Source organism: Enterobacter sp. I4, from assembly GCF_022669095.1.
Taxonomy (GTDB): domain Bacteria; phylum Pseudomonadota; class Gammaproteobacteria; order Enterobacterales; family Enterobacteriaceae; genus Enterobacter; species Enterobacter pasteurii.
Genome location: NZ_JALBUO010000001.1, coordinates 135,281 through 153,313, shown reverse-complemented (window position 1 = coordinate 153,313; position 18,033 = coordinate 135,281). Strand labels below are relative to the sequence as shown.

Here is an 18,033-nt window from a genome sequence, read left to right as displayed (position 1 = left end):
GCGGCGAGATTTGCTTAAAAAAGAATCAACCCGCCGCTAACGCCTCAATATTCGGAGTTAACGATCACCTCTTCGCCAAATTTTCCGGCCATTGGCAGCGGCCGGTAGGTCGAGTTCGAGGCGCGTAACACCCGGATGCCTCTGGCTCCCACGTCGTGCGCCGCAGTGATGTCGTTATCCGAATCGCCGTAGAACACCCTGATGTTTTTCTTTTCCAGCCACTGGGTTTTGGTGTTTTGCCCTTCATGGTCACCGGCAAAAATGACCGGGTTCATGCTGGCTGCCGGGATCAGGAAATCATCCTGCAGCGTTTTCGATACGGTTTCGGTTTTGGTCTGGCTGCGCCCGGTTACAAAGTAGATGCTGTCGCCGCGCTTTACGTGCATGGCGATAAGCGCGCGGGCAACCTCTTTCGGGATACTGAACTCATCCCAGCCGTTGTTCATCTTTTCCCAGAATTCCGGATTTTTCAGATAGGCTTCGCTGCCCGGCGAATAAGTTTTTTTGCCGCGCCAGAAGCCGGGGCTGGAGAAGAGAACGGTGTCGTCAATGTCGAAACCCACGGCCATCGGCGGCCGACCCGTCAGGCTGTTTTCAATTTGTGCCACAGAGACCCAGTGAATGGGCGCCTGTTCGGCAAGAATGGCGGCGGTGGTTCCGGTGTAAAGCGGCGTCGGTGCGGAGGCTCGCGCCACTACGGCGCTATTAAGCGAGAACAATAAGCAGGCGGCGCTGAGCGCCAGTGTGATCTTGCGCATATTTTCCCCTGAATATTCAGCTTGTTATCGTTTTAATTTGAGTGGATGGTCAAAAAACTATCCGACCATAACCCCGACGGGAGGGGATGGAAAGGAGTTTTTACTTATGAAGCTGAATAAAAAGAAGAAGATCACAAAGCGGGACATCGACCTGAGCAGCCTGATGCCCTCACCCCGACCCTCTCCCACAGGGAGAGGGAGAGGGATAGTTAGTGAGTGCTTACATGACGGCGGCAAAGGCCTGCGCCACGCGCTGAACGTTGCTGGCGTTCAGCCCCGCCACGCACATGCGGCCGCTGGCGATCAGGTAGACGCCGAACTCTTCGCGCAGGCGATCGACCTGCGCAGCGCTTAGCCCGGTGTAGCTGAACATCCCGCGCTGCTTGAGCAGATAGTCGAAGTTATGCCCCGGCACCGCCTCTTTCAGCACGTTAACCAACTCCTGGCGCATCGACAGAATGCGCTTACGCATCGCTTCCACTTCCGCGAGCCAGCTGGCTTTCAGCTGGTCATCGCCCAGTACGGTCGCCACCACCTGCGCGCCAAAGTTCGGCGGGCTGGAGTAGATCCGGCGGACCGTCGCTTTAAGCTGGCCGAGCACGCGGCCTGCCGCTTCAGCATCGTCACACACCACGGAAAGGCCGCCAACGCGCTCGCCGTACAGTGAGAAGATTTTCGAGAAGGAGTTGCTGACCAGAGCAGGCAGACCCGCGCTGGCGATAGCGCGAATGGCGTACGCGTCCTCCTCCATGCCCGCGCCGAAGCCCTGATAGGCGATGTCGAGGAACGGGATCAGGTTTCGCGCCTTCAGCACTTCGATTACCGCATCCCACTGCGTATTCGTGAGATCGGCACCGGTCGGGTTATGGCAGCACGGGTGCAGCAGCACGATGCTGCGCTCCGGCAGGGTATTGAGTTTTTCAAGCAGCGCGTCAACGCGCACGCCGTTGGTTTCGCTGTCAAACCACGGATAGGTCGCGACCTTAAAGCCCGCGCCTTCAAAAATGGCCACGTGGTTTTCCCACGTCGGGTCGCTGACCCATACGCCGGAATCCGGGAAATATTTTTTCAGGAAATCAGCGCCCACCTTCAGCGCACCCGAGCCACCCAGCGTCTGGATAGTGGCCACGCGCTTTTGCGCTAGCACCGCGTGGTCCGCACCAAACAGCAGCGGCGCGATGGTATTGCGGTATGCGTTTAACCCTTCCATCGGCAGATAAAGCGAAGCACCGTGCGGCGTGGCGTTAAGACGCGCTTCAGCTTCGGCAACGGCCTGTAGCTGAGGAATAATGCCGTCCTCGTTGTAATAAAGACCGATGCTGAGGTTCACTTTATCGCTGCGAGGATCTTCTTTGAAACGCTCCATCAAGGAGAGGATAGGGTCGCCGGCGTAGGCGTCTACTTTCTGAAACACGCGATGTTCTCCGGATTTTTTTTGCGGCAGGGAATTCCACAATAAACCGGAAGCAGGAGAAGATCGAGAAGGTTATGAAAACCGTTTCTGTATATGCCGACGAATTCGTTCGATACGCTCAGACGTCGACCCTGTGACGTGTAAATACGGGATATTTCGGCGCGCCAGTTCAGCGACATACCACGCCTGCTGCCTGTGGCGAAACGCCGCGCCTTGCCGGGTACCATCCTGTACAAATGGAAATTCATCGCCGCACAGTATAACCAGCGAATAGTCCCGCCCGGCTAAGTCGTGCAGCGCCTGAGGCGCCGAGCCATACTGGTCGAGCGTATAAAACAGCGTGGTTAAGGGCGACGTATCGCAGATCAGATAAGGCGCCGTGCTGGCTGCTTCCTCACGCCGCACCTGCTCACGCGCAATATGCAGGAGATCGTCGCATTCCAGTACTCCGTTCTTTTCCTCCCAGTATTCGCGCCCGAACTCAGCGACGCAGGGCGCGTTAAGCGCTGCTGCCAACGCCCGGGAAAGCGTGCTTTTGCCCGTCGATTCGCCGCCTAATAAGCAAATTCGAAAGACAAAACTCCGGTAAACCTCCGCCGGGAGCATCTCACGGTAGCGATGAACATCGGAGCGAATAAGCGTGCCTGAGGGCGCATCAGGGCCCTCCGGGCGCTGAAGCCGCACGTGCATAACCGGGGATCCGAAACGCTGGCTTAACACACCCGCAAAACCGTCCCCATAGTCTTCTGCGGTAAATACCGCCTGCGGCTGACAGTGCAGAACGTCTTCACACAGCGTGGCAACGTAATGACGATGGAGATCGTCACCAGCGTCATTCGGTGGCGGTGGCGCAATATCGTGGGTCGCCATCACCGGCTCAGACAGCACAAGGTGGCGGCACTGAGGGAAACGCGTCCGTAACCAGTGAAGCCGCTTTTCTGGCTCGTAGCCCGGTATTTCAGGCGACGAATAGCTGATGATAACGACCGTATCGCACTGCGCGAGCGCTGCATGGATAAGCGCTTCATGGCCTAAATGTAAAGGTGCAAATTTGCCCACGACCAGGCCGGTTGGGTAACGCTTCATTGCGTACGGAGTTCCTTACGCCATTGATACAGTCCATGCCAGGCATTACACCAAAACGCCAGGTATAAACCGGCCGTCAGATACAGCTCTCTCGTCGCATACAGCGGAACTGCCAGCGTGTTTACTGCCAGCCACACGTACCAGTTTTCCAGGCGCCGTCCCATCAACATAAACTGAGCAAGGACGCTGAATGTTAAAATAAGGGAGTCCAGCCAGGGGGCCCAGGCATTGGTGTAGAGATGCAATATCAGTCCATACCCCGCCGCCACAATCGTGGCGCAGGCTAGCAAAATAGCAATATGCCCAGGCCTGGTTCGCCGTACAGGTAATACATCTCCACGGTGCCCTTTAAGCCAGTGTATCCACCCCGCTATGCTCGTGATGATGAAGAAGAGCTGGAGGGTAACATCGGCATAGAGCTGCACCGAATAGAAGACCCAGGCGTATAGCCCGCTGCCGAGAATGCCGATCCACCACGTATTGATATTGTTTCTGGCCGCCAGCCAGACGGAGAGCGCATAGGCCAGACAAGCAGCCATTTCAGATGGTGACATATCCCTTCCCGGACAATGTGTTAGTCGATGTATTTCATCGCCACCCGCGACGTCAGCCGCGTAATAAGTTCGTAAGCACTCACTTTTGTGATTTCAGCAATGCGCTCAACGGGCAGGCCTTCACCCCACATTACCGCTTCATCGCCCGCCTTATCCTGCGCGTCTGGCCCCAGATCGACACAAATCATATCCATCGCCACGCGGCCGACAATCTTCACTTCCCGGCCGTTGACCAGCACCGGCGTACCCGTTGGGGCAGCGCGCGGATAACCGTCGCCGTAGCCCATCGCCACCACGCCGAGGCGCGTATCGCGCTCGCTGGTCCAGGTTCCGCCGTAGCCCACCGGCTCCCCCGCTTTGTGCTCGCGCACGGCAATCAGCTTTGAAACCAGCGACATAACCGGCCTGAAGCCAAAGTCCGGCCCCCAGGGTTTGTGCTCCAGAGGCGAAACGCCATAAAGAATAATGCCCGGGCGCGCCCAGTCGAAGTGCGACTGCGGCCACAGCAGAATACCGCCGGACGCCGCAATCGAGCGCATCCCCGGCTTGCCTTCGCAGAAGGTGTTGAAGATATCAAGCTGCTGCTCGGTCGCACCGCATTCAGGCTCATCGGCACGGGCAAAGTGGCTGACAATATTCACCGGCTGGCGCACATTTTTGCACCGGCACAGGCGCTGATAAAAGGCCTCTGCGTTTTCCGGGCGCACGCCCAGACGGTGCATGCCCGTGTCGAGCTTCATCCACACGGTAACCGGCTCGCTCAGCCCGGCCGTTTCCAGCGCGGCCAGCTGTTCTTCATTGTGTACCGCGGTGTGCAGATGCTGGTCGGCAATGGTCGGCAGATCGGCGGCGTCAAAAAAGCCTTCGAGGAGCAGAATCGGTTGCGTTATGCCGCCCGCGCGCAGGCGCAGAGCTTCTTCGAGACGGGCGACGCCAAAGGCGTCGGCATCGGGGAGCGTTCGCGCGGTCTCAAGAAGACCGTGACCGTAAGCGTTCGCTTTCACGACTGCAACGAGCCTGCTGGCGGGTGCCAGCTCACGCAGACGTTGCAGGTTGTGTCGCAGAGCGCGGCGGTTAATAACAACAGTTGCCGCTTGCATGTAAAAAATCCTTATTCGTCGTCGTACTGCGGGCCCGCATAGTTATCAAAGCGTGACCACTGGCCGTTAAAGGTAAGACGTACCGTACCGATAGGACCGTTACGTTGCTTACCAATAATAATTTCGGCGATCCCTTTCAGGTCGCTGTTCTCGTGATAAACCTCATCACGGTAGATGAACATGATTAAGTCGGCATCCTGCTCGATGGAGCCGGATTCACGCAGGTCGGAGTTGACCGGACGTTTGTCAGCACGCTGTTCCAGGGAGCGGTTAAGCTGGGAGAGCGCCACCACCGGGACGTGCAGCTCTTTGGCTAACGCCTTGAGCGAGCGGGAGATCTCGGCGATTTCCAGCGTACGGTTGTCGGAGAGCGACGGAACGCGCATCAGCTGAAGGTAGTCGATCATGATGAGGCCGATGCCGCCGTGTTCGCGGGCGATGCGGCGCGCGCGGGAGCGCACTTCCGTCGGGGTCAGGCCGGAGGAGTCATCGATGTAGATATTACGCTTTTCCAGCAAAATGCCCATGGTGCCCGAGATGCGCGCCCAGTCCTCATCGTCGAGCTGGCCGGTACGGATACGGGTCTGATCCACGCGCGACAGGGATGCCAGAGAACGCATCATGATCTGCTCGGAGGGCATTTCAAGACTGAAGATAAGCACCGGCTTATCCTGCAACATCGCCGCATTTTCGACGAGGTTCATCGCAAATGTCGTCTTACCCATAGACGGACGCGCCGCGACGATAATCAGATCCGAAGGCTGTAGGCCCGCGGTTTTCTTGTTGAGATCGTCATAGCCGGTGTTAACGCCGGTGACGCCGTCGTGCGGCTGCTGGAAAAGCTGTTCGATACGCGCAACGGTGGCATCGAGCACGTCGGCGATGTTTTTCGGCCCTTCGTCTTTGTTCGCGCGGCTTTCAGCGATTTTAAAGACCCGGGATTCCGCCAGGTCGAGCAGATCTTCGCTGGTGCGCCCCTGCGGATCGAAACCGGCCTCGGCGATTTCGTTCGCCACCGAGATCATCTCGCGAACAACGGCGCGCTCACGAACGATGTCCGCATAGGCGCTGATGTTCGCGGCACTTGGCGTGTTTTTTGACAGCTCCGCCAGATAGGCAAACCCGCCGACGCTGTCCAGCTGCCCCAGGCGCTCCAGCGATTCTGCGAGCGTAATCAGGTCAATCGGGCTGCCCGACTCCTGCAAACGCGCCATCTCAGTGAAGATATGGCGGTGCGGGCGGGTATAGAAATCTTCCGCGACAACGCGCTCGGCGACGTCGTCCCAGCGTTCGTTATCCAGCATTAAACCGCCCAACACGGACTGTTCCGCTTCAATCGAGTGCGGCGGGACTTTTAACCCGGCGACCTGATAATCACGCTCACGAGGTTCAGTCTGTTTGTTGAAGGGTTTGTTTCCTGCCATAGTGAATGGAGTTACCGAGATAAAGAGTGGGTCGAAAGGTTACCATATTTTTCTTACGGAGGGAGCATGGCAACGCGCATTGAGTTCCAGAAACACGGCGGTCCGGAAGTGCTGAAGGCGGTTGAATTTACCCCCGCTGCGCCTGGCGAGAACGAAATTCAGGTTGAAAACAAAGCGATTGGCATTAACTACATCGATACCTATATTCGCGGCGGTCTCTACCCGCCCCCATCAATGCCGAGCGGGCTGGGCACCGAGGCGGCCGGTATCGTCAGCAAAGTAGGCAGCGCGGTTAAGCACGTTAAAGAAGGCGATCGCGTGGTGTACGCGCAGTCCGCGCTGGGTGCTTACAGCTCCGTTCATAACGTACCGGCCGAGAAGGCGGCGCTTCTGCCAAACGCTATCTCCTTCGAGCAGGCTGCCGCCTCATTCCTGAAAGGGCTGACGGTCTTTTACCTGCTGCGCAAAACCTACGAAATTAAGCCGGATGAGCAGTTTCTGTTCCACGCTGCCGCAGGTGGCGTGGGGTTGATTGCCTGCCAGTGGGCGAAGGCCCTGGGCGCGAAGCTGATCGGCACCGTCGGCAGCGCGCAGAAAGCCCAGCGTGCGCTGGACGCGGGCGCATGGCAGGTGATCAACTACCGGGAAGAGAGCATCGTTGAACGGCTGAAAGAGATCACCAGCGGCAAAAAAGTGCGCGTAGTGTATGACTCGGTGGGGAAAGATACCTGGGAGTCCTCGCTCGACTGCCTGCAACGTCGCGGGCTGATGGTGAGCTTCGGTAACGCCTCGGGCGCTGTCACCGGCGTGAATCTGGGCATTCTGAATCAGAAAGGGTCGCTGTACGTCACGCGCCCCTCTTTGCAGGGTTACATCACCAGCCGGGAAGAACTTGAGGAAGCCAGCAACGAGCTGTTTTCGCTGATCGCCAGCGGCGTAATCAAAGTGGACGTGGCCGACGCGCAGAAGTACGCGCTAACCGATGCGCAGCGGGCGCACGAGGTGCTGGAGAGCCGGGCGACGCAGGGGTCGAGCCTGCTCATTCCCTGAGTTCTGAAAAGAAATTGGGCTTCCCGTGGGAAGCCCTTTCTTTTTTTAGTTCGGCTGTATGTAGGGTACAGCTCGATGAATTCTTTAGCGGCAGCCATAGTGACAGATTCGATAAGTAAATCCTATTCTGTTCTAAACATTGCTGCCGGAAAAGTTGCAGGTATGTGACGTACCCCTCAATCCCTTAGTAACGAAAGCGGTTATTACGCTGATAAGTGGGCAGTTTTGGCGATTTAATCGCCCGTATCGCCCATACCACCGCAACCGCCAGCAGCAGCCACGGCAACAGCTTGATCGTCAGGGCAAACAGTCCGCCGACAAACATCACCACCGTAGCGACAACGAGCGCGGCCAGAATACCGAGCAGCGATACGCCCGTGACCATCAGCATGATAAAGAAGCCAATCACAAAAAGTAGTTCCAGCATGGTGCTCTCCCACGAATTCCCGAATGATGCTGCAATCGTTACAAGAATCATGCCAAAAATAACCCTTTGTTTTGAAAACAAAACGCCCCGCAACGTGTTGCAGGGCGTGGTGTTTTTGACCATCTTTTAGCGAATTTTATTGCTTATCCGCGACCAGGCGCAGCGCGTGTTCCAGCACGTTAATATCCGCACCGGCCTTATGCGCGTTCTCGCTGAGGTAGCGACGCCACTGGCGCGCGCCAGGAATGCCCTGGAACAGGCCGAGCATGTGGCGGGTAATGTGGCCCAGATAGGTACCGTTGCTCAGCTCGCGCTCAATGTACGGATACATGGCGCGCACCACGGCTACCGGATCGGCGTCGGCACCTTCAGTGCCGAAGATTTCACGGTCAACCGTCGCCAGGATGCCCGGGTTTTGATACGCCTCGCGCCCGACCATCACGCCATCCATATGTTCGAGGTGCGCTCTGGCTTCGTCCAGCGACTTAATTCCGCCGTTGATCGACATGGTCAGATGCGGGAAATCGCGCTTCAGCTGGTACACGCGCGGGTAGTCCAGCGGCGGGATCTCGCGGTTCTCTTTCGGGCTGAGGCCCGAGAGCCAGGCTTTACGGGCGTGGATGATAAACATGCCGCACTCACCCTTCCCTGACACCGTGTCGATGAAGTCACACAGGAATTCGTAGCTGTCCTGGTCGTCAATGCCGATACGGGTTTTGACCGTAACCGGAATGGACACGACATCGCGCATCGCTTTGACGCAGTCTGCGACCAGCTGTGCGTTACCCATCAGACAGGCGCCGAACATGCCGTTCTGCACGCGGTCGGAGGGGCAGCCGACGTTGAGGTTAATCTCGTCATAGCCGCGCGCTTCAGCCAGCTTTGCGCACTGCGCCAGCGTGGCCGGATCGCTGCCACCCAGCTGTAGCGCAACCGGATGCTCTTCTTCGCTGTACGCCAGATAGTCACCCTTGCCATGGATAATTGCGCCGGTGGTGACCATTTCGGTGTACAGCAGCGTATGGCGGGAGAGCTGGCGCAGGAAATAGCGGCAGTGTCTGTCCGTCCAGTCGAGCATCGGCGCAATGGAGAAACGGTGTGCTGGGAAGGTGGTCTGGCGTTCTGACAACATGGCGAAGTTTTAAGCATCTGGTGGAAAAGGGGCGCTACTATAGCACAAAGAAAAGCCGGAGGCGCAGCGCCTCCGGTGTACTTTAGAACGTCATGCTCAGCTGAGCGCCGGCGCCCCAGGTTTCGTCTTCGCCATAAAGCCCCATCAGATCGACATGAACGGTGCTGAACGGCGCAAACCCGACGCCGCCGGTAAAGACGTTGCTGTCATTACCTTTCATGTCCGCACGGTAACCGGCGCGCACCGCCAGCCAGCTAAGCGGCGTGACTTCAGCACCAATGCCGGCATACTGGGAGGTATCTTCGCTTTTGAAGCCTTTGGTTTCGGTCAGGTCACCGTCCGCGGTCAGCGTCACCAGATCGTTGTGCCAGGCGGCTCCGGCGGTCACCAGCGGACGGATCTGATAGGTGTCTTTATAACTCACCACCTCTCCCGTACGCCCGTTGCGGATGCGGATATCCTTGGTTTCGATATCGCGCGACATCAGATTTTGCCCACTCACGCCAACCGTCCAGTTTTCACCGAAATCAGCAGCAATACCGGCATCGACGTTGAAGCCGGTGTCGTCGGTACGGTAGCGGCTGTCGTTCCACTTACTACTGTCGTAATCGTAGATTGAGGTGGTGTAGTTATAAAGCCAGGTTTGTTGCAGCTTTGGCGTGACGCCAACGTAAACCGGAACGCCGCCAAGATCGAACTGGCGGGCCACCGCAATACCGTAGTCGGACACAATTGCCGCCCGGCCGGACGCCGTAGAGTTCAGGTTTTTGGTGATTTGATCGGTACCGTTTAGCGCGGCGTCCAGCGCCACGCCGGCAGCCACCGCATCGCTTCCCTGAATACCGCGCAGATAATCAATATCCTGCTGATCGATAGAGGAGCTGACCCGGCCATGGGCGTAGCCTTTCGCCATAAAGGCCACCGAGAGCACATCGTTAGGGATACTGACGGCAATTCCGGCGCCCGCGTTAGCGCGTGCGGTTTTGCCCTTCAGGTAGTCCAGCTCATCAGCGAGATCTTTCGCGGCGCCCTGGAACTGATTGATCGAACCTAATGGATTGGTGATGATATCAATGGGCGTCAGGCTATCAACCACATCCTTGTAGCGATTGATTTTGTCGTTAATGGTGTCGATCTCGTCCTGAAGATTGTCTTCATCGGTCACCTGCACGCCAACGGACGGCAAAATGACCGTCACGTCATCCTCAGGTTTAGACTTTGCCAGCAGCGCAGGGTTGATTAACGCCCCGCTGCCATAGCTGCCTGCTGCCACGCCCGTGCCGCCCATTGCGTCACTACGCGCTTCCGTCCAGGTATTGGCTGCTCCCGCCTGATTTGCCATAAAAAAGGAGACAGCGATGCTAACCATCGAAAACTTAAAATGTTTTTTCACAGTGTGCTCGTAAATAGTTTGTTATTAGTTAACCCTGTCTGTTATCACCCAAACAGGAACGAACTATTGCTGTGAATAAGTGCAAAAAGACCCGCTATTTCCTTAAGTTAAATTCCATCCCGGCCTGTTGTAATATGTGACGACCATCAATATTTATAGAAGAGGAAATTATTTTCGCCCAGGTTTTCCATCGTGCGGACCAAAAAATTGAGGCGGATGATCCACCCAGCGGTCTTCGCGGGTCGCGGCATATACCGGATTGAGCGGATAGTAGATGCGGTTATGTTTTTTATTGGCCTCCCCCACTACCAGCAAGCGCACCTCTTCATCGGTGTTGTTGATAAAGGTATGGCAGACTCCCGTCCCGGCAGGGAACCCCACGCTGTCTCCGGGTTCGAGCTTCCACAGATAGCCATTGATCCAGGCCTCCGGGTAACCCTCCAGAACGTACACAAACTCTTCTTCGTCGCTTTCAGCATGGGGATAAGACGTGCGGCGTCCGGGCGGCAGCCGTTCATGGTGAATACCGATGCGGCCCAGCCCCAGCTTGCGGGACAGCGGCGCACCAATTGAAAAATGTTCGTTGCTGTCAGGATAGGTGGCGTTATCGGCACCTTCTACGTCCCGCCAGTGCCGAATACAGTCAGGTCTTTTCATTATGCATTCTCCCCATTTGCGATGCGTCAGGTATAGCACAGCCCGGCGGATCTCGGTGTTTTTATCAGAACATGATAAAGTGAGGGTTTTCTACCCTTTCCACATCCGAGGTGCCCGATGGACAAGTCCACAAAAGAGCTGTTAGCGCAAGCTGAAAAGCTGTGCGCGCAACGCAATGTGCGCCTGACCCCGCAGCGCCTTGAGGTACTGCGTCTGATGAGCCTGCAGCAGGGCGCCATCAGCGCGTACGATTTGCTCGACCTGCTGCGCGAAAGCGAGCCGCAGGCAAAACCGCCAACCGTCTACCGGGCGCTCGATTTCCTGCTCGAACAAGGGTTTGTGCATAAGGTGGAATCAACAAACAGCTACGTGCTTTGCCACCTTTTCGACCAGCCGACCCACACGTCCGCTATGTTTATCTGCGATCGTTGCGGCGTGGTAAAGGAGGAAGGTGCAGAAGGCGTGGAAGATATTATGCATACGCTGGCAGCCAGAATGGGCTTTGCGCTACGCCATAACGTGATAGAAGCACACGGCTTATGCTCTGCCTGCGTGGAGGTGGAATCATGCCGCCATCAGGATGCCTGCCAGCACGATCACTCCATTCTGGTGAAGAAAAAGCCGCGCTGACGGCAAAGAAAAAGGCGGCTCATGGCCGCCCTTTGGGGTACTGTCCGGTTACCAGCGGTAGTCGTTACGGGTTTCCCAGTCTTTGACTTCGTTTTCCGCCTGATCTTTTTCGTAACCGTAGCGCTCCTGGATTTTACCTACCAGCTGATCGCGCTTGCCTTCAATGACGGTCATATCGTCATCTGTCAGCTTACCCCACTGTTCTTTCGCTTTACCTTTGAATTGCTTCCAGTTGCCGCCGATTTCATCTTTATTCATAATCGTGTCCTCGTGTTAAGCGTCTAAGAGTATCGTCCGCTTCGTTCTTTTCTGCTGGACGTGATTATTATTGTAGTTAAGGATTCGGCAGCTGGTTTTATATTCGGAATCTTTAACCGTTACGATATATCGCTTCGGGCAGGAAACCAGGTATTGTTTCGCCAGTGGCGACGCCAGATAACAGCCAGCGAAAGGCCGCGCAGTGAGAGAAAGACCGCCAGCGCAAGCCACAGACCGTGGTTGCCGAGATACGGCAGCGTCAACAGCGTCAGGCCGAACCCCGCCGCAGCGACGGCCATGCTGTTACGCATCTCCGCCCCTCGCGTCGCACCGATAAACATGCCGTCCAGCAGATAGCACCACACGCCCACCACCGGTAAAACCACCTGCCAGAGGATATAGCGATCTGCCAGCTCGCGCAGCGTGGGCAACGAGGTGAGTAGCGCGACAATATGCCCGCCAAAGCAGGCGTAAACCAGCGCAAAAATCAGTGCCACCAGGCCCGCCTGCCGGCAGGCTGCACGCCATACTTCGCGCAGCTGGCCGCTTTCACGCGCGCCATAGGCCTGACCTGAGTGCGCTTCTACGGCGTAAGCAAAGCCATCCAGCGCGTATGCGGTAAAGGTCAGGAGCGTCATCAGAACGGCGTTGACCGCAACTATTTCTGGCCCAAGGCGCGCGCCAAAAACCGTCAGTGCGCCAAAGCACAGCTGCAACAGGAGCGAACGCAGCATGATGTCGCGATTGAGCGCCAGCAGCTTACGCATATTGCCGCGCCAGGCCGTTTTCAGCAGCGCAAGCGTAATACCGCGCATCGCCAGCACGCGCCAGACCATCCACAAACCGATAAGCAGCGTGCCGTATTCGGCGATTGCCGTGGCCAGCGCCGCGCCGCGGACGTTCATGTGCAGCCCCATTACCAGCCAGAGATCGAGGACAATATTGAGAAGGTTACCCACCACCAGCAGGATCACCGGCGCGCGGGCATACTGCACGCCCAGCAGCCAGCCCAGCAGGACCAGGTTTGCCAGTGAAGCAGGCGCGCTCAGCCAGCGAATTTCAAGGAACCGCCGGGCCTGCTCCAGTACAGCATCACTGCCGCCCACAATATGAAGCGCCAGATCGATAAGCGGCGTACGCAACAGAACGATTAACGCGCCGGCACCAAAAGCCAGGATAAGCGGCTGAACCAGCGCGCGAGCAAGACGCAGGGGATCTTTTGCACCGTACGCCTGGGCCGTCAGGCCTGTCGTACTCATGCGCAAAAAGAGCAGCAGCATAAAGAGGAAGCTGGTCGCCGTTGCGCCAATCGCGACGCCGCCCAGATAAATCGGCGAATCCAGATGCCCGATTACCGCCGTATCAACCAGCCCCAGCAGAGGAACGGTGATATTGGAAAAAATCATCGGTAGCGCAAGACGCCACAACGCCTTATCGGCAGAAGTTAGCAAGGCCATTGAAATTACCGGAATCAGAAAATAAGCCAGGCCGCAGAGGAACTGCGGCCTGTCAGGAAGAGATTACAGCCATTCGCCGTTGCGGATAACACCTACCGCCAGGCCTTCAACAGAGAAGTTCTGCTCGCGGAGATCCACTACAATGGGGGAAAACTCGCTGTTTTCTGGCAGAAGCTGTACGGTATTACCCTGTTTCTTCAGGCGCTTAACCGTCACTTCATCATCGATGCGCGCCACGACCACTTGTCCGTTACGCACGTCCTGGGTTTTGTGTACCGCCAGCAGATCGCCATCAAGAATACCGATATCTTTCATGGACATTCCGCTAACGCGCAGCAGGAAATCAGCGCTCGGCTTGAACATGCCCGGGTCAACCTGATAGTGCCCTTCGATATGCTGCTGTGCCAGCAGGGGTTCACCTGCGGCGACGCGACCCACCAGCGGAATACCGGTCTCTTCTTCCACCAGCAGACGAATACCGCGTGACGCGCCGGAAACTATCTCAATGACGCCTTTACGCGCCAGCGCCTTAAGGTGCTCTTCGGCAGCATTAGGAGAACGGAAGCCCAGACGCTGCGCGATTTCTGCACGCGTGGGTGGCATACCCGTCTGGCCGATATGATCCCGAATGAGATCAAACACCTCTTGCTGCCTGGTCGTTAACGCTTTCATTCCGCCCCCTGGGTGTATATACAGTTATGCTGTGAGTATATACAGTCAAAGGCGATTTTGGAACCAAAAACTGCACAAAAAACCAGGGACTTAATTATTCCTCGAGGCTCATCGGAAATGTGACCAAAGCAGCGTGACCCAGGTTATTACCGCAGTGATAATCGACAGCAGCACGGCGGCAGAGCCCATGTCTTTCGCACGGCCAGAAAGCTCATGGAATTCTGACCCAATACGGTCAACGACGGCCTCAATAGCGCTATTAAGAATTTCCACTATCATCACCAACAGTACGGAGCCAATTAAAAGCACGCGGGTAATCGCGTCAACATCAAGGAAACAGGCGATAATCACCGCAACAATAGCTGCGATACCCTCCTGGCGAAATGCGGCTTCATTGATCCACGCGGCACGGAAACCTTTCCAGGAATAGCCGGCGGCTTTAATGATTCGGGTTAACCCAGTGGTATTATTGGCCATTTAAAGAACCTTTCAGGAAAAAGAGCGTCTGTAACAGGGGGCACAGCGCGTTGCGCTACAGCCTCAAGTATGACGGGTAACAACAGAAATTTTGCGCGCTTTCTGTTATCCTTGCGCCGCAATTGCATTATTAACCAGAGGCTTTACATCGTTTATGTCCGGCTGGCCACGAATTTACTACAAATTACTTAATTTACCATTAAGCGTACTGGTAAAAAGTAAGTCTATTCCAGCAGAACCCGCGCTGGAATTAGGGCTCGATACGTCGCGCCCTATTATGTACGTTTTGCCTTATAACTCGAAGGCAGACCTGCTGACGCTTCGCGCTCAATGTCTGGCGCACGATTTACCCGACCCGCTTGAGCCGCTGGAAGTCGACGGCACCCTGCTGCCGCGCTACGTGTTCATTCATGGCGGGCCACGCGTGTTTACCTATTACACGCCGAAAGAAGAGTCCATCAAGCTGTTCCATGACTACCTCGATCTGCACCGCAGCAACCCCGATCTGGACGTACAGATGGTGCCGGTGTCGGTGATGTTTGGGCGTCGTCCGGGACGCGAAAAAGGGGAAGAGAACCCGCCGCTGCGCATGCTCAACGGCATTCAGAAGTTCTTCGCCGTCTCCTGGCTGGGACGCGACAGCTTTGTCCGCTTCTCTCCTTCCGTTTCATTGCGCCGCATGGCGGACGAACACGGCACCGATAAGATCATTGCGCAAAAGCTGGCGCGCGTTGCCCGGATGCACTTTGCACGCCAGCGTCTGGCGGCCGTGGGACCACGCCTTCCGGCGCGACAGGATCTGTTCAACAAGCTTCTGGCATCCAAAGCGATTGCCCGTGCAGTAGAAGACGAAGCGCGCAGCAAGAAAATTTCACACGAGAAAGCGCAGCAGAACGCGATTGCGCTGATGGAAGAGATCGCCGCGAACTTCTCCTACGAGATGATTCGTCTGTCCGACCGTATTCTCGGCTTCACGTGGAACCGCCTATATCAGGGCATTAACGTCCACAACGCCGAGCGCGTGCGTCAGTTAGCGCACGACGGCCATGAGATTGTCTACGTGCCCTGCCACCGCAGCCACATGGACTACCTGCTGCTCTCTTACGTGCTTTATCACCAGGGTCTGGTACCGCCGCACATCGCTGCCGGTATTAACCTGAACTTCTGGCCAGCGGGCCCGATTTTCCGCCGTCTGGGCGCATTCTTTATCCGTCGTACCTTTAAGGGCAACAAGCTCTACTCCACCGTTTTCCGTGAGTATCTGGGCGAGCTGTTCAGCCGCGGCTATTCCGTTGAATACTTCGTTGAAGGGGGACGCTCCCGTACCGGTCGTCTGCTCGATCCGAAGACCGGCACGCTGTCGATGACCATCCAGGCGATGCTGCGCGGCGGTACGCGCCCTATCACGCTGGTGCCGATTTACATTGGTTATGAGCACGTGATGGAAGTGGGAACCTACGCAAAAGAGCTGCGCGGTGCGACCAAAGAGAAAGAGAGCCTGCCGCAGATGCTGCGTGGGCTGAGCAAGCTGCGCAACCTCGGTCAGGGCTACGTAAACTTTGGCGAGCCAATGCCGCTGATGACCTGGCTGAACAACCACGTTCCGGAGTGGCGCGAGTCTATCGATCCTATCGAAGCGGTACGCCCGGCCTGGCTGACGCCAACGGTTAACGGCATTGCTTCCGAGCTCATGGTGCGCATCAACAACGCCGGTGCTGCGAACGCCATGAACCTGTGCTGTACCGCGCTTCTGGCCTCTCGCCAGCGTTCACTCACCCGCGAACAGCTGACCGAGCAGATCGATTGCTACCTGGACATCATGCGCAACGTGCCGTACTCCGCGGATTCGACCGTGCCGTCTGCCACCGCCAGCGAGCTAATCGACCACGCGCTGCAGATGAACAAGTTCGAAGTCGAGAAAGATACGATCGGTGACATCATCATTCTGCCGCGCGAGCAGGCCGTGCTGATGACCTACTACCGCAATAACATCACGCATATGCTGATGCTGCCGTCGCTGATGGCGGCCATAATTACCCAGCATCGCCGTATTTCACGTGAGGAACTGCTGCGCCATATTCAGACCATCTACCCGATGCTGAAAGCGGAGCTGTTCCTGCGCTGGAGTAAAGATGAGCTGGCGGTAGAGCTCGATAAAATGTCGGCAGAGATGCATCGTCAGGGGCTAATTACCACCAATAGTGACGAACTGCATATCAATCCGTCACGCTCTCGTACCCTGCAGCTCCTCGCTTCCGGCGCGCGCGAAACATTGCAGCGCTATGCCATCACCTTCTGGTTGTTGAGTGCAAACCCTTCAATCAACCGCGGTACGCTGGAAAAAGAGAGCCGGACCCTGGCACAGCGCCTGTCCGTACTGCACGGCATTAACGCACCGGAATTCTTCGACAAAGCGGTATTCAGCTCGCTGGTACTGACGCTGCGCGATGAAGGGTTTATCAGCGATACGGGCGACGCCGAGCCTGCTGAGACGCTGAAGGTTTATCAGATGCTGGCGGAGCTGATTACCTCGGATGTGCGTTTGACGATTGAGAGTTCGACGCAGGGCGAGTGATGTTTCAGCGGTTCGATGCCCTATCCCAGGTGCATATGTGAAAACATGAAAAACGGCAGTCTCTGACTGCCGTTTTTTTACCTCGTCACCGGGCTTTCAGGAGAAGTAACTCATCGCCAGCCCCAGGAACAGCACCAGCCCGACGTAGTTATTATTCAGGAACGCCTTAAAGCAGGCTTCACGCTCGCGCTTTGCGATCAGCTTCTGCTGGTACGCAAACAGCAGCCCCGCCACCAGCACGGACCAGTAAAACTCCCAGTTCAGCCCGTTCAGGCGACCAATCGCCACCATCAGCGCCAGCACCGCCACCTGCAAAATGCCGATGATTAGCCTGTCGTGACGACCAAACAGGATCGCCGTCGACTTAATGCCGATCTTCAGATCGTCATCGCGATCGACCATCGCATATTGCGTATCGTACGCGACGGCCCAGAGAATATTCGCCAGGAACATCAGCCAGCAGCTAAGCGGAACGGACTCGCTGACCGCGGCAAACGCCATCGGAATCGACCAGCCAAATGCTGCACCCAGCACCACCTGCGGCAGATGGGTGTATCGCTTCATAAACGGGTAAACCCAGGCCAGCGCCAGCGCGGCGACGGACAGGAGGATAGTCATGGTGTTGAGCGTTAACACCAGCAGGAAAGAGAGCAGCACCAGCACCACAAACAGGATGCGCGCCTCTTTTCCGGTTACCTGACCGCTCGGCAGAGGACGATTGGCGGTGCGCTTAACGTGTCCATCAAATTTTCGGTCGGCATAGTCGTTGACCACGCAGCCCGCGGCGCGCATCAGCCAGACGCCCGCCACGAACACCGCCAGGATCCACAGCGGCGGCACGCCCGGCGTTGCAACCCACAGCGCCCATAAGGTCGGCCACAGCAGCAGCAGCGCGCCGATGGGTTTATCGGTACGCATTAAGCGGTGATAGGCCAGCAGCTTATTCTGCGTCAGACTCCACTCCATTTT

General features: G+C 56.8%; 18 protein-coding genes. 3 read left to right on the top strand and 15 right to left on the bottom strand.

Annotated features, from left to right (window positions below):
* Positions 1-44 precede the first annotated feature (44 nt).
* The 6 genes from aphA to dnaB form a co-directional block, all read right to left on the bottom strand.
* Positions 45-758 (bottom strand): acid phosphatase AphA, encoded by a 714-nt coding sequence (gene aphA, locus MOQ06_RS00730; protein WP_148422216.1) that lies wholly within the window; start codon positions 756-758, stop codon positions 45-47.
* Positions 759-978: 220 nt separating this feature from the next.
* On the bottom strand, positions 979-2,172 hold the full coding sequence (gene tyrB / locus MOQ06_RS00725) for an aromatic amino acid transaminase (protein ID WP_242169955.1): 1,194 nt from the start codon (positions 2,170-2,172) through the stop codon (positions 979-981).
* A gap of 72 nt (positions 2,173-2,244) precedes the next feature.
* A complete protein-coding gene (locus MOQ06_RS00720; RefSeq protein ID WP_242169952.1) occupies positions 2,245-3,258 on the bottom strand; it encodes an AAA family ATPase in 1,014 nt (337 codons plus the stop codon).
* On the bottom strand, positions 3,255-3,812 hold the full coding sequence (pnuC, locus tag MOQ06_RS00715) for a nicotinamide riboside transporter PnuC (RefSeq protein ID WP_242169949.1): 558 nt from the start codon (positions 3,810-3,812) through the stop codon (positions 3,255-3,257). Before pnuC ends, MOQ06_RS00720 begins: the two co-directional genes overlap by 4 nt.
* A 20-nt stretch (positions 3,813-3,832) precedes the next feature.
* Positions 3,833-4,912, bottom strand: a complete 1,080-nt coding sequence (gene alr, locus MOQ06_RS00710; RefSeq protein WP_176608954.1) for an alanine racemase — start codon at positions 4,910-4,912, stop codon at positions 3,833-3,835.
* An 11-nt stretch (positions 4,913-4,923) separates the two neighbouring features.
* Entirely contained in the window at positions 4,924-6,336 is a 1,413-nt protein-coding gene (gene dnaB, locus MOQ06_RS00705; RefSeq protein ID WP_003860298.1) for a replicative DNA helicase, read from the bottom strand.
* Between the two features lie 66 nt (positions 6,337-6,402).
* On the opposite strand from dnaB, the gene MOQ06_RS00700 reads away from it, so the two are divergent.
* Positions 6,403-7,386 carry a quinone oxidoreductase gene (locus MOQ06_RS00700; RefSeq protein ID WP_148422224.1) on the top strand — a complete coding sequence of 328 codons (984 nt, stop codon included), beginning with the start codon at positions 6,403-6,405 and terminating at the stop codon, positions 7,384-7,386.
* A gap of 184 nt (positions 7,387-7,570) precedes the next feature.
* Here the strand turns inward: MOQ06_RS00700 and pspG are convergent, their stop codons facing one another.
* The 4 genes from pspG to MOQ06_RS00680 all read right to left on the bottom strand — a co-directional run bounded on the left by pspG (position 7,571) and on the right by MOQ06_RS00680 (position 10,995).
* A complete protein-coding gene (pspG, locus tag MOQ06_RS00695) occupies positions 7,571-7,813 on the bottom strand; it encodes an envelope stress response protein PspG (RefSeq protein WP_242169946.1) in 243 nt (80 codons plus the stop codon).
* A 136-nt stretch (positions 7,814-7,949) separates the two neighbouring features.
* Positions 7,950-8,945, bottom strand: coding sequence for a tRNA dihydrouridine(20/20a) synthase DusA (gene dusA / locus MOQ06_RS00690; protein ID WP_242169943.1), 996 nt, complete (start codon positions 8,943-8,945; stop codon positions 7,950-7,952).
* An 82-nt stretch (positions 8,946-9,027) separates the two neighbouring features.
* Positions 9,028-10,338, bottom strand: a complete 1,311-nt coding sequence (gene traF / locus MOQ06_RS00685) for a conjugal transfer protein TraF (protein ID WP_242169940.1) — start codon at positions 10,336-10,338, stop codon at positions 9,028-9,030.
* A gap of 168 nt (positions 10,339-10,506) precedes the next feature.
* Complete coding sequence (locus tag MOQ06_RS00680) at positions 10,507-10,995, bottom strand: cupin domain-containing protein (RefSeq protein ID WP_176608958.1); 489 nt, start codon at positions 10,993-10,995, stop codon at positions 10,507-10,509.
* Positions 10,996-11,112: 117 nt separating this feature from the next.
* Here MOQ06_RS00680 and zur point away from each other — a divergent pair, with 117 nt between their 5' ends.
* Positions 11,113-11,625, top strand: a complete 513-nt coding sequence (gene zur / locus MOQ06_RS00675) for a zinc uptake transcriptional repressor Zur (protein ID WP_047052067.1) — start codon at positions 11,113-11,115, stop codon at positions 11,623-11,625.
* Positions 11,626-11,673: 48 nt separating this feature from the next.
* Here zur and MOQ06_RS00670 read toward each other — a convergent pair whose 3' ends face one another.
* From MOQ06_RS00670 to MOQ06_RS00655, 4 genes are all read right to left on the bottom strand, one after another.
* Positions 11,674-11,883 (bottom strand): CsbD family protein, encoded by a 210-nt coding sequence (locus MOQ06_RS00670; protein WP_003860314.1) that lies wholly within the window; start codon positions 11,881-11,883, stop codon positions 11,674-11,676.
* A gap of 119 nt (positions 11,884-12,002) precedes the next feature.
* Complete coding sequence (gene dinF / locus MOQ06_RS00665) at positions 12,003-13,340, bottom strand: MATE family efflux transporter DinF (protein ID WP_148422233.1); 1,338 nt, start codon at positions 13,338-13,340, stop codon at positions 12,003-12,005.
* A 63-nt stretch (positions 13,341-13,403) separates the two neighbouring features.
* Entirely contained in the window at positions 13,404-14,012 is a 609-nt protein-coding gene (gene lexA / locus MOQ06_RS00660) for a transcriptional repressor LexA (protein ID WP_148422235.1), read from the bottom strand.
* A gap of 108 nt (positions 14,013-14,120) precedes the next feature.
* Complete coding sequence (locus MOQ06_RS00655) at positions 14,121-14,489, bottom strand: diacylglycerol kinase (RefSeq protein WP_148422237.1); 369 nt, start codon at positions 14,487-14,489, stop codon at positions 14,121-14,123.
* 154 nt (positions 14,490-14,643) lie between these two features.
* Here MOQ06_RS00655 and plsB point away from each other — a divergent pair, with 154 nt between their 5' ends.
* Entirely contained in the window at positions 14,644-17,064 is a 2,421-nt protein-coding gene (plsB, locus tag MOQ06_RS00650) for a glycerol-3-phosphate 1-O-acyltransferase PlsB (protein WP_242169937.1), read from the top strand.
* Positions 17,065-17,160: 96 nt separating this feature from the next.
* On the opposite strand, the gene ubiA is transcribed toward plsB, so the two are convergent.
* Entirely contained in the window at positions 17,161-18,030 is an 870-nt protein-coding gene (ubiA, locus tag MOQ06_RS00645; protein ID WP_148422241.1) for a 4-hydroxybenzoate octaprenyltransferase, read from the bottom strand.
* Positions 18,031-18,033 lie beyond the last annotated feature (3 nt).

Bases quoted from the DNA above. Each gene is read 5' to 3' on its own strand.
- aphA (WP_148422216.1), bottom strand. From the start codon at position 758: ATGCGCAAGATCACACTGGCGCTCAGCGCCGCCTGCTTATTGTTCTCG.
- MOQ06_RS00720 (WP_242169952.1), bottom strand. From the start codon at position 3,258: ATGAAGCGTTACCCAACCGGCCTGGTCGTGGGCAAATTTGCACCTTTA.
- pnuC (WP_242169949.1), bottom strand. From the start codon at position 3,812: ATGTCACCATCTGAAATGGCTGCTTGTCTGGCCTATGCGCTCTCCGTC.
- alr (WP_176608954.1), bottom strand. From the start codon at position 4,912: ATGCAAGCGGCAACTGTTGTTATTAACCGCCGCGCTCTGCGACACAAC.
- dnaB (WP_003860298.1), bottom strand. From the start codon at position 6,336: ATGGCAGGAAACAAACCCTTCAACAAACAGACTGAACCTCGTGAGCGT.
- MOQ06_RS00700 (WP_148422224.1), top strand. From the start codon at position 6,403: ATGGCAACGCGCATTGAGTTCCAGAAACACGGCGGTCCGGAAGTGCTG.
- pspG (WP_242169946.1), bottom strand. From the start codon at position 7,813: ATGCTGGAACTACTTTTTGTGATTGGCTTCTTTATCATGCTGATGGTC.
- dusA (WP_242169943.1), bottom strand. From the start codon at position 8,945: ATGTTGTCAGAACGCCAGACCACCTTCCCAGCACACCGTTTCTCCATT.
- MOQ06_RS00680 (WP_176608958.1), bottom strand. From the start codon at position 10,995: ATGAAAAGACCTGACTGTATTCGGCACTGGCGGGACGTAGAAGGTGCC.
- zur (WP_047052067.1), top strand. From the start codon at position 11,113: ATGGACAAGTCCACAAAAGAGCTGTTAGCGCAAGCTGAAAAGCTGTGC.
- MOQ06_RS00670 (WP_003860314.1), bottom strand. From the start codon at position 11,883: ATGAATAAAGATGAAATCGGCGGCAACTGGAAGCAATTCAAAGGTAAA.
- dinF (WP_148422233.1), bottom strand. From the start codon at position 13,340: ATGGCCTTGCTAACTTCTGCCGATAAGGCGTTGTGGCGTCTTGCGCTA.
- lexA (WP_148422235.1), bottom strand. From the start codon at position 14,012: ATGAAAGCGTTAACGACCAGGCAGCAAGAGGTGTTTGATCTCATTCGG.
- MOQ06_RS00655 (WP_148422237.1), bottom strand. From the start codon at position 14,489: ATGGCCAATAATACCACTGGGTTAACCCGAATCATTAAAGCCGCCGGC.
- plsB (WP_242169937.1), top strand. From the start codon at position 14,644: ATGTCCGGCTGGCCACGAATTTACTACAAATTACTTAATTTACCATTA.
- ubiA (WP_148422241.1), bottom strand. From the start codon at position 18,030: ATGGAGTGGAGTCTGACGCAGAATAAGCTGCTGGCCTATCACCGCTTA.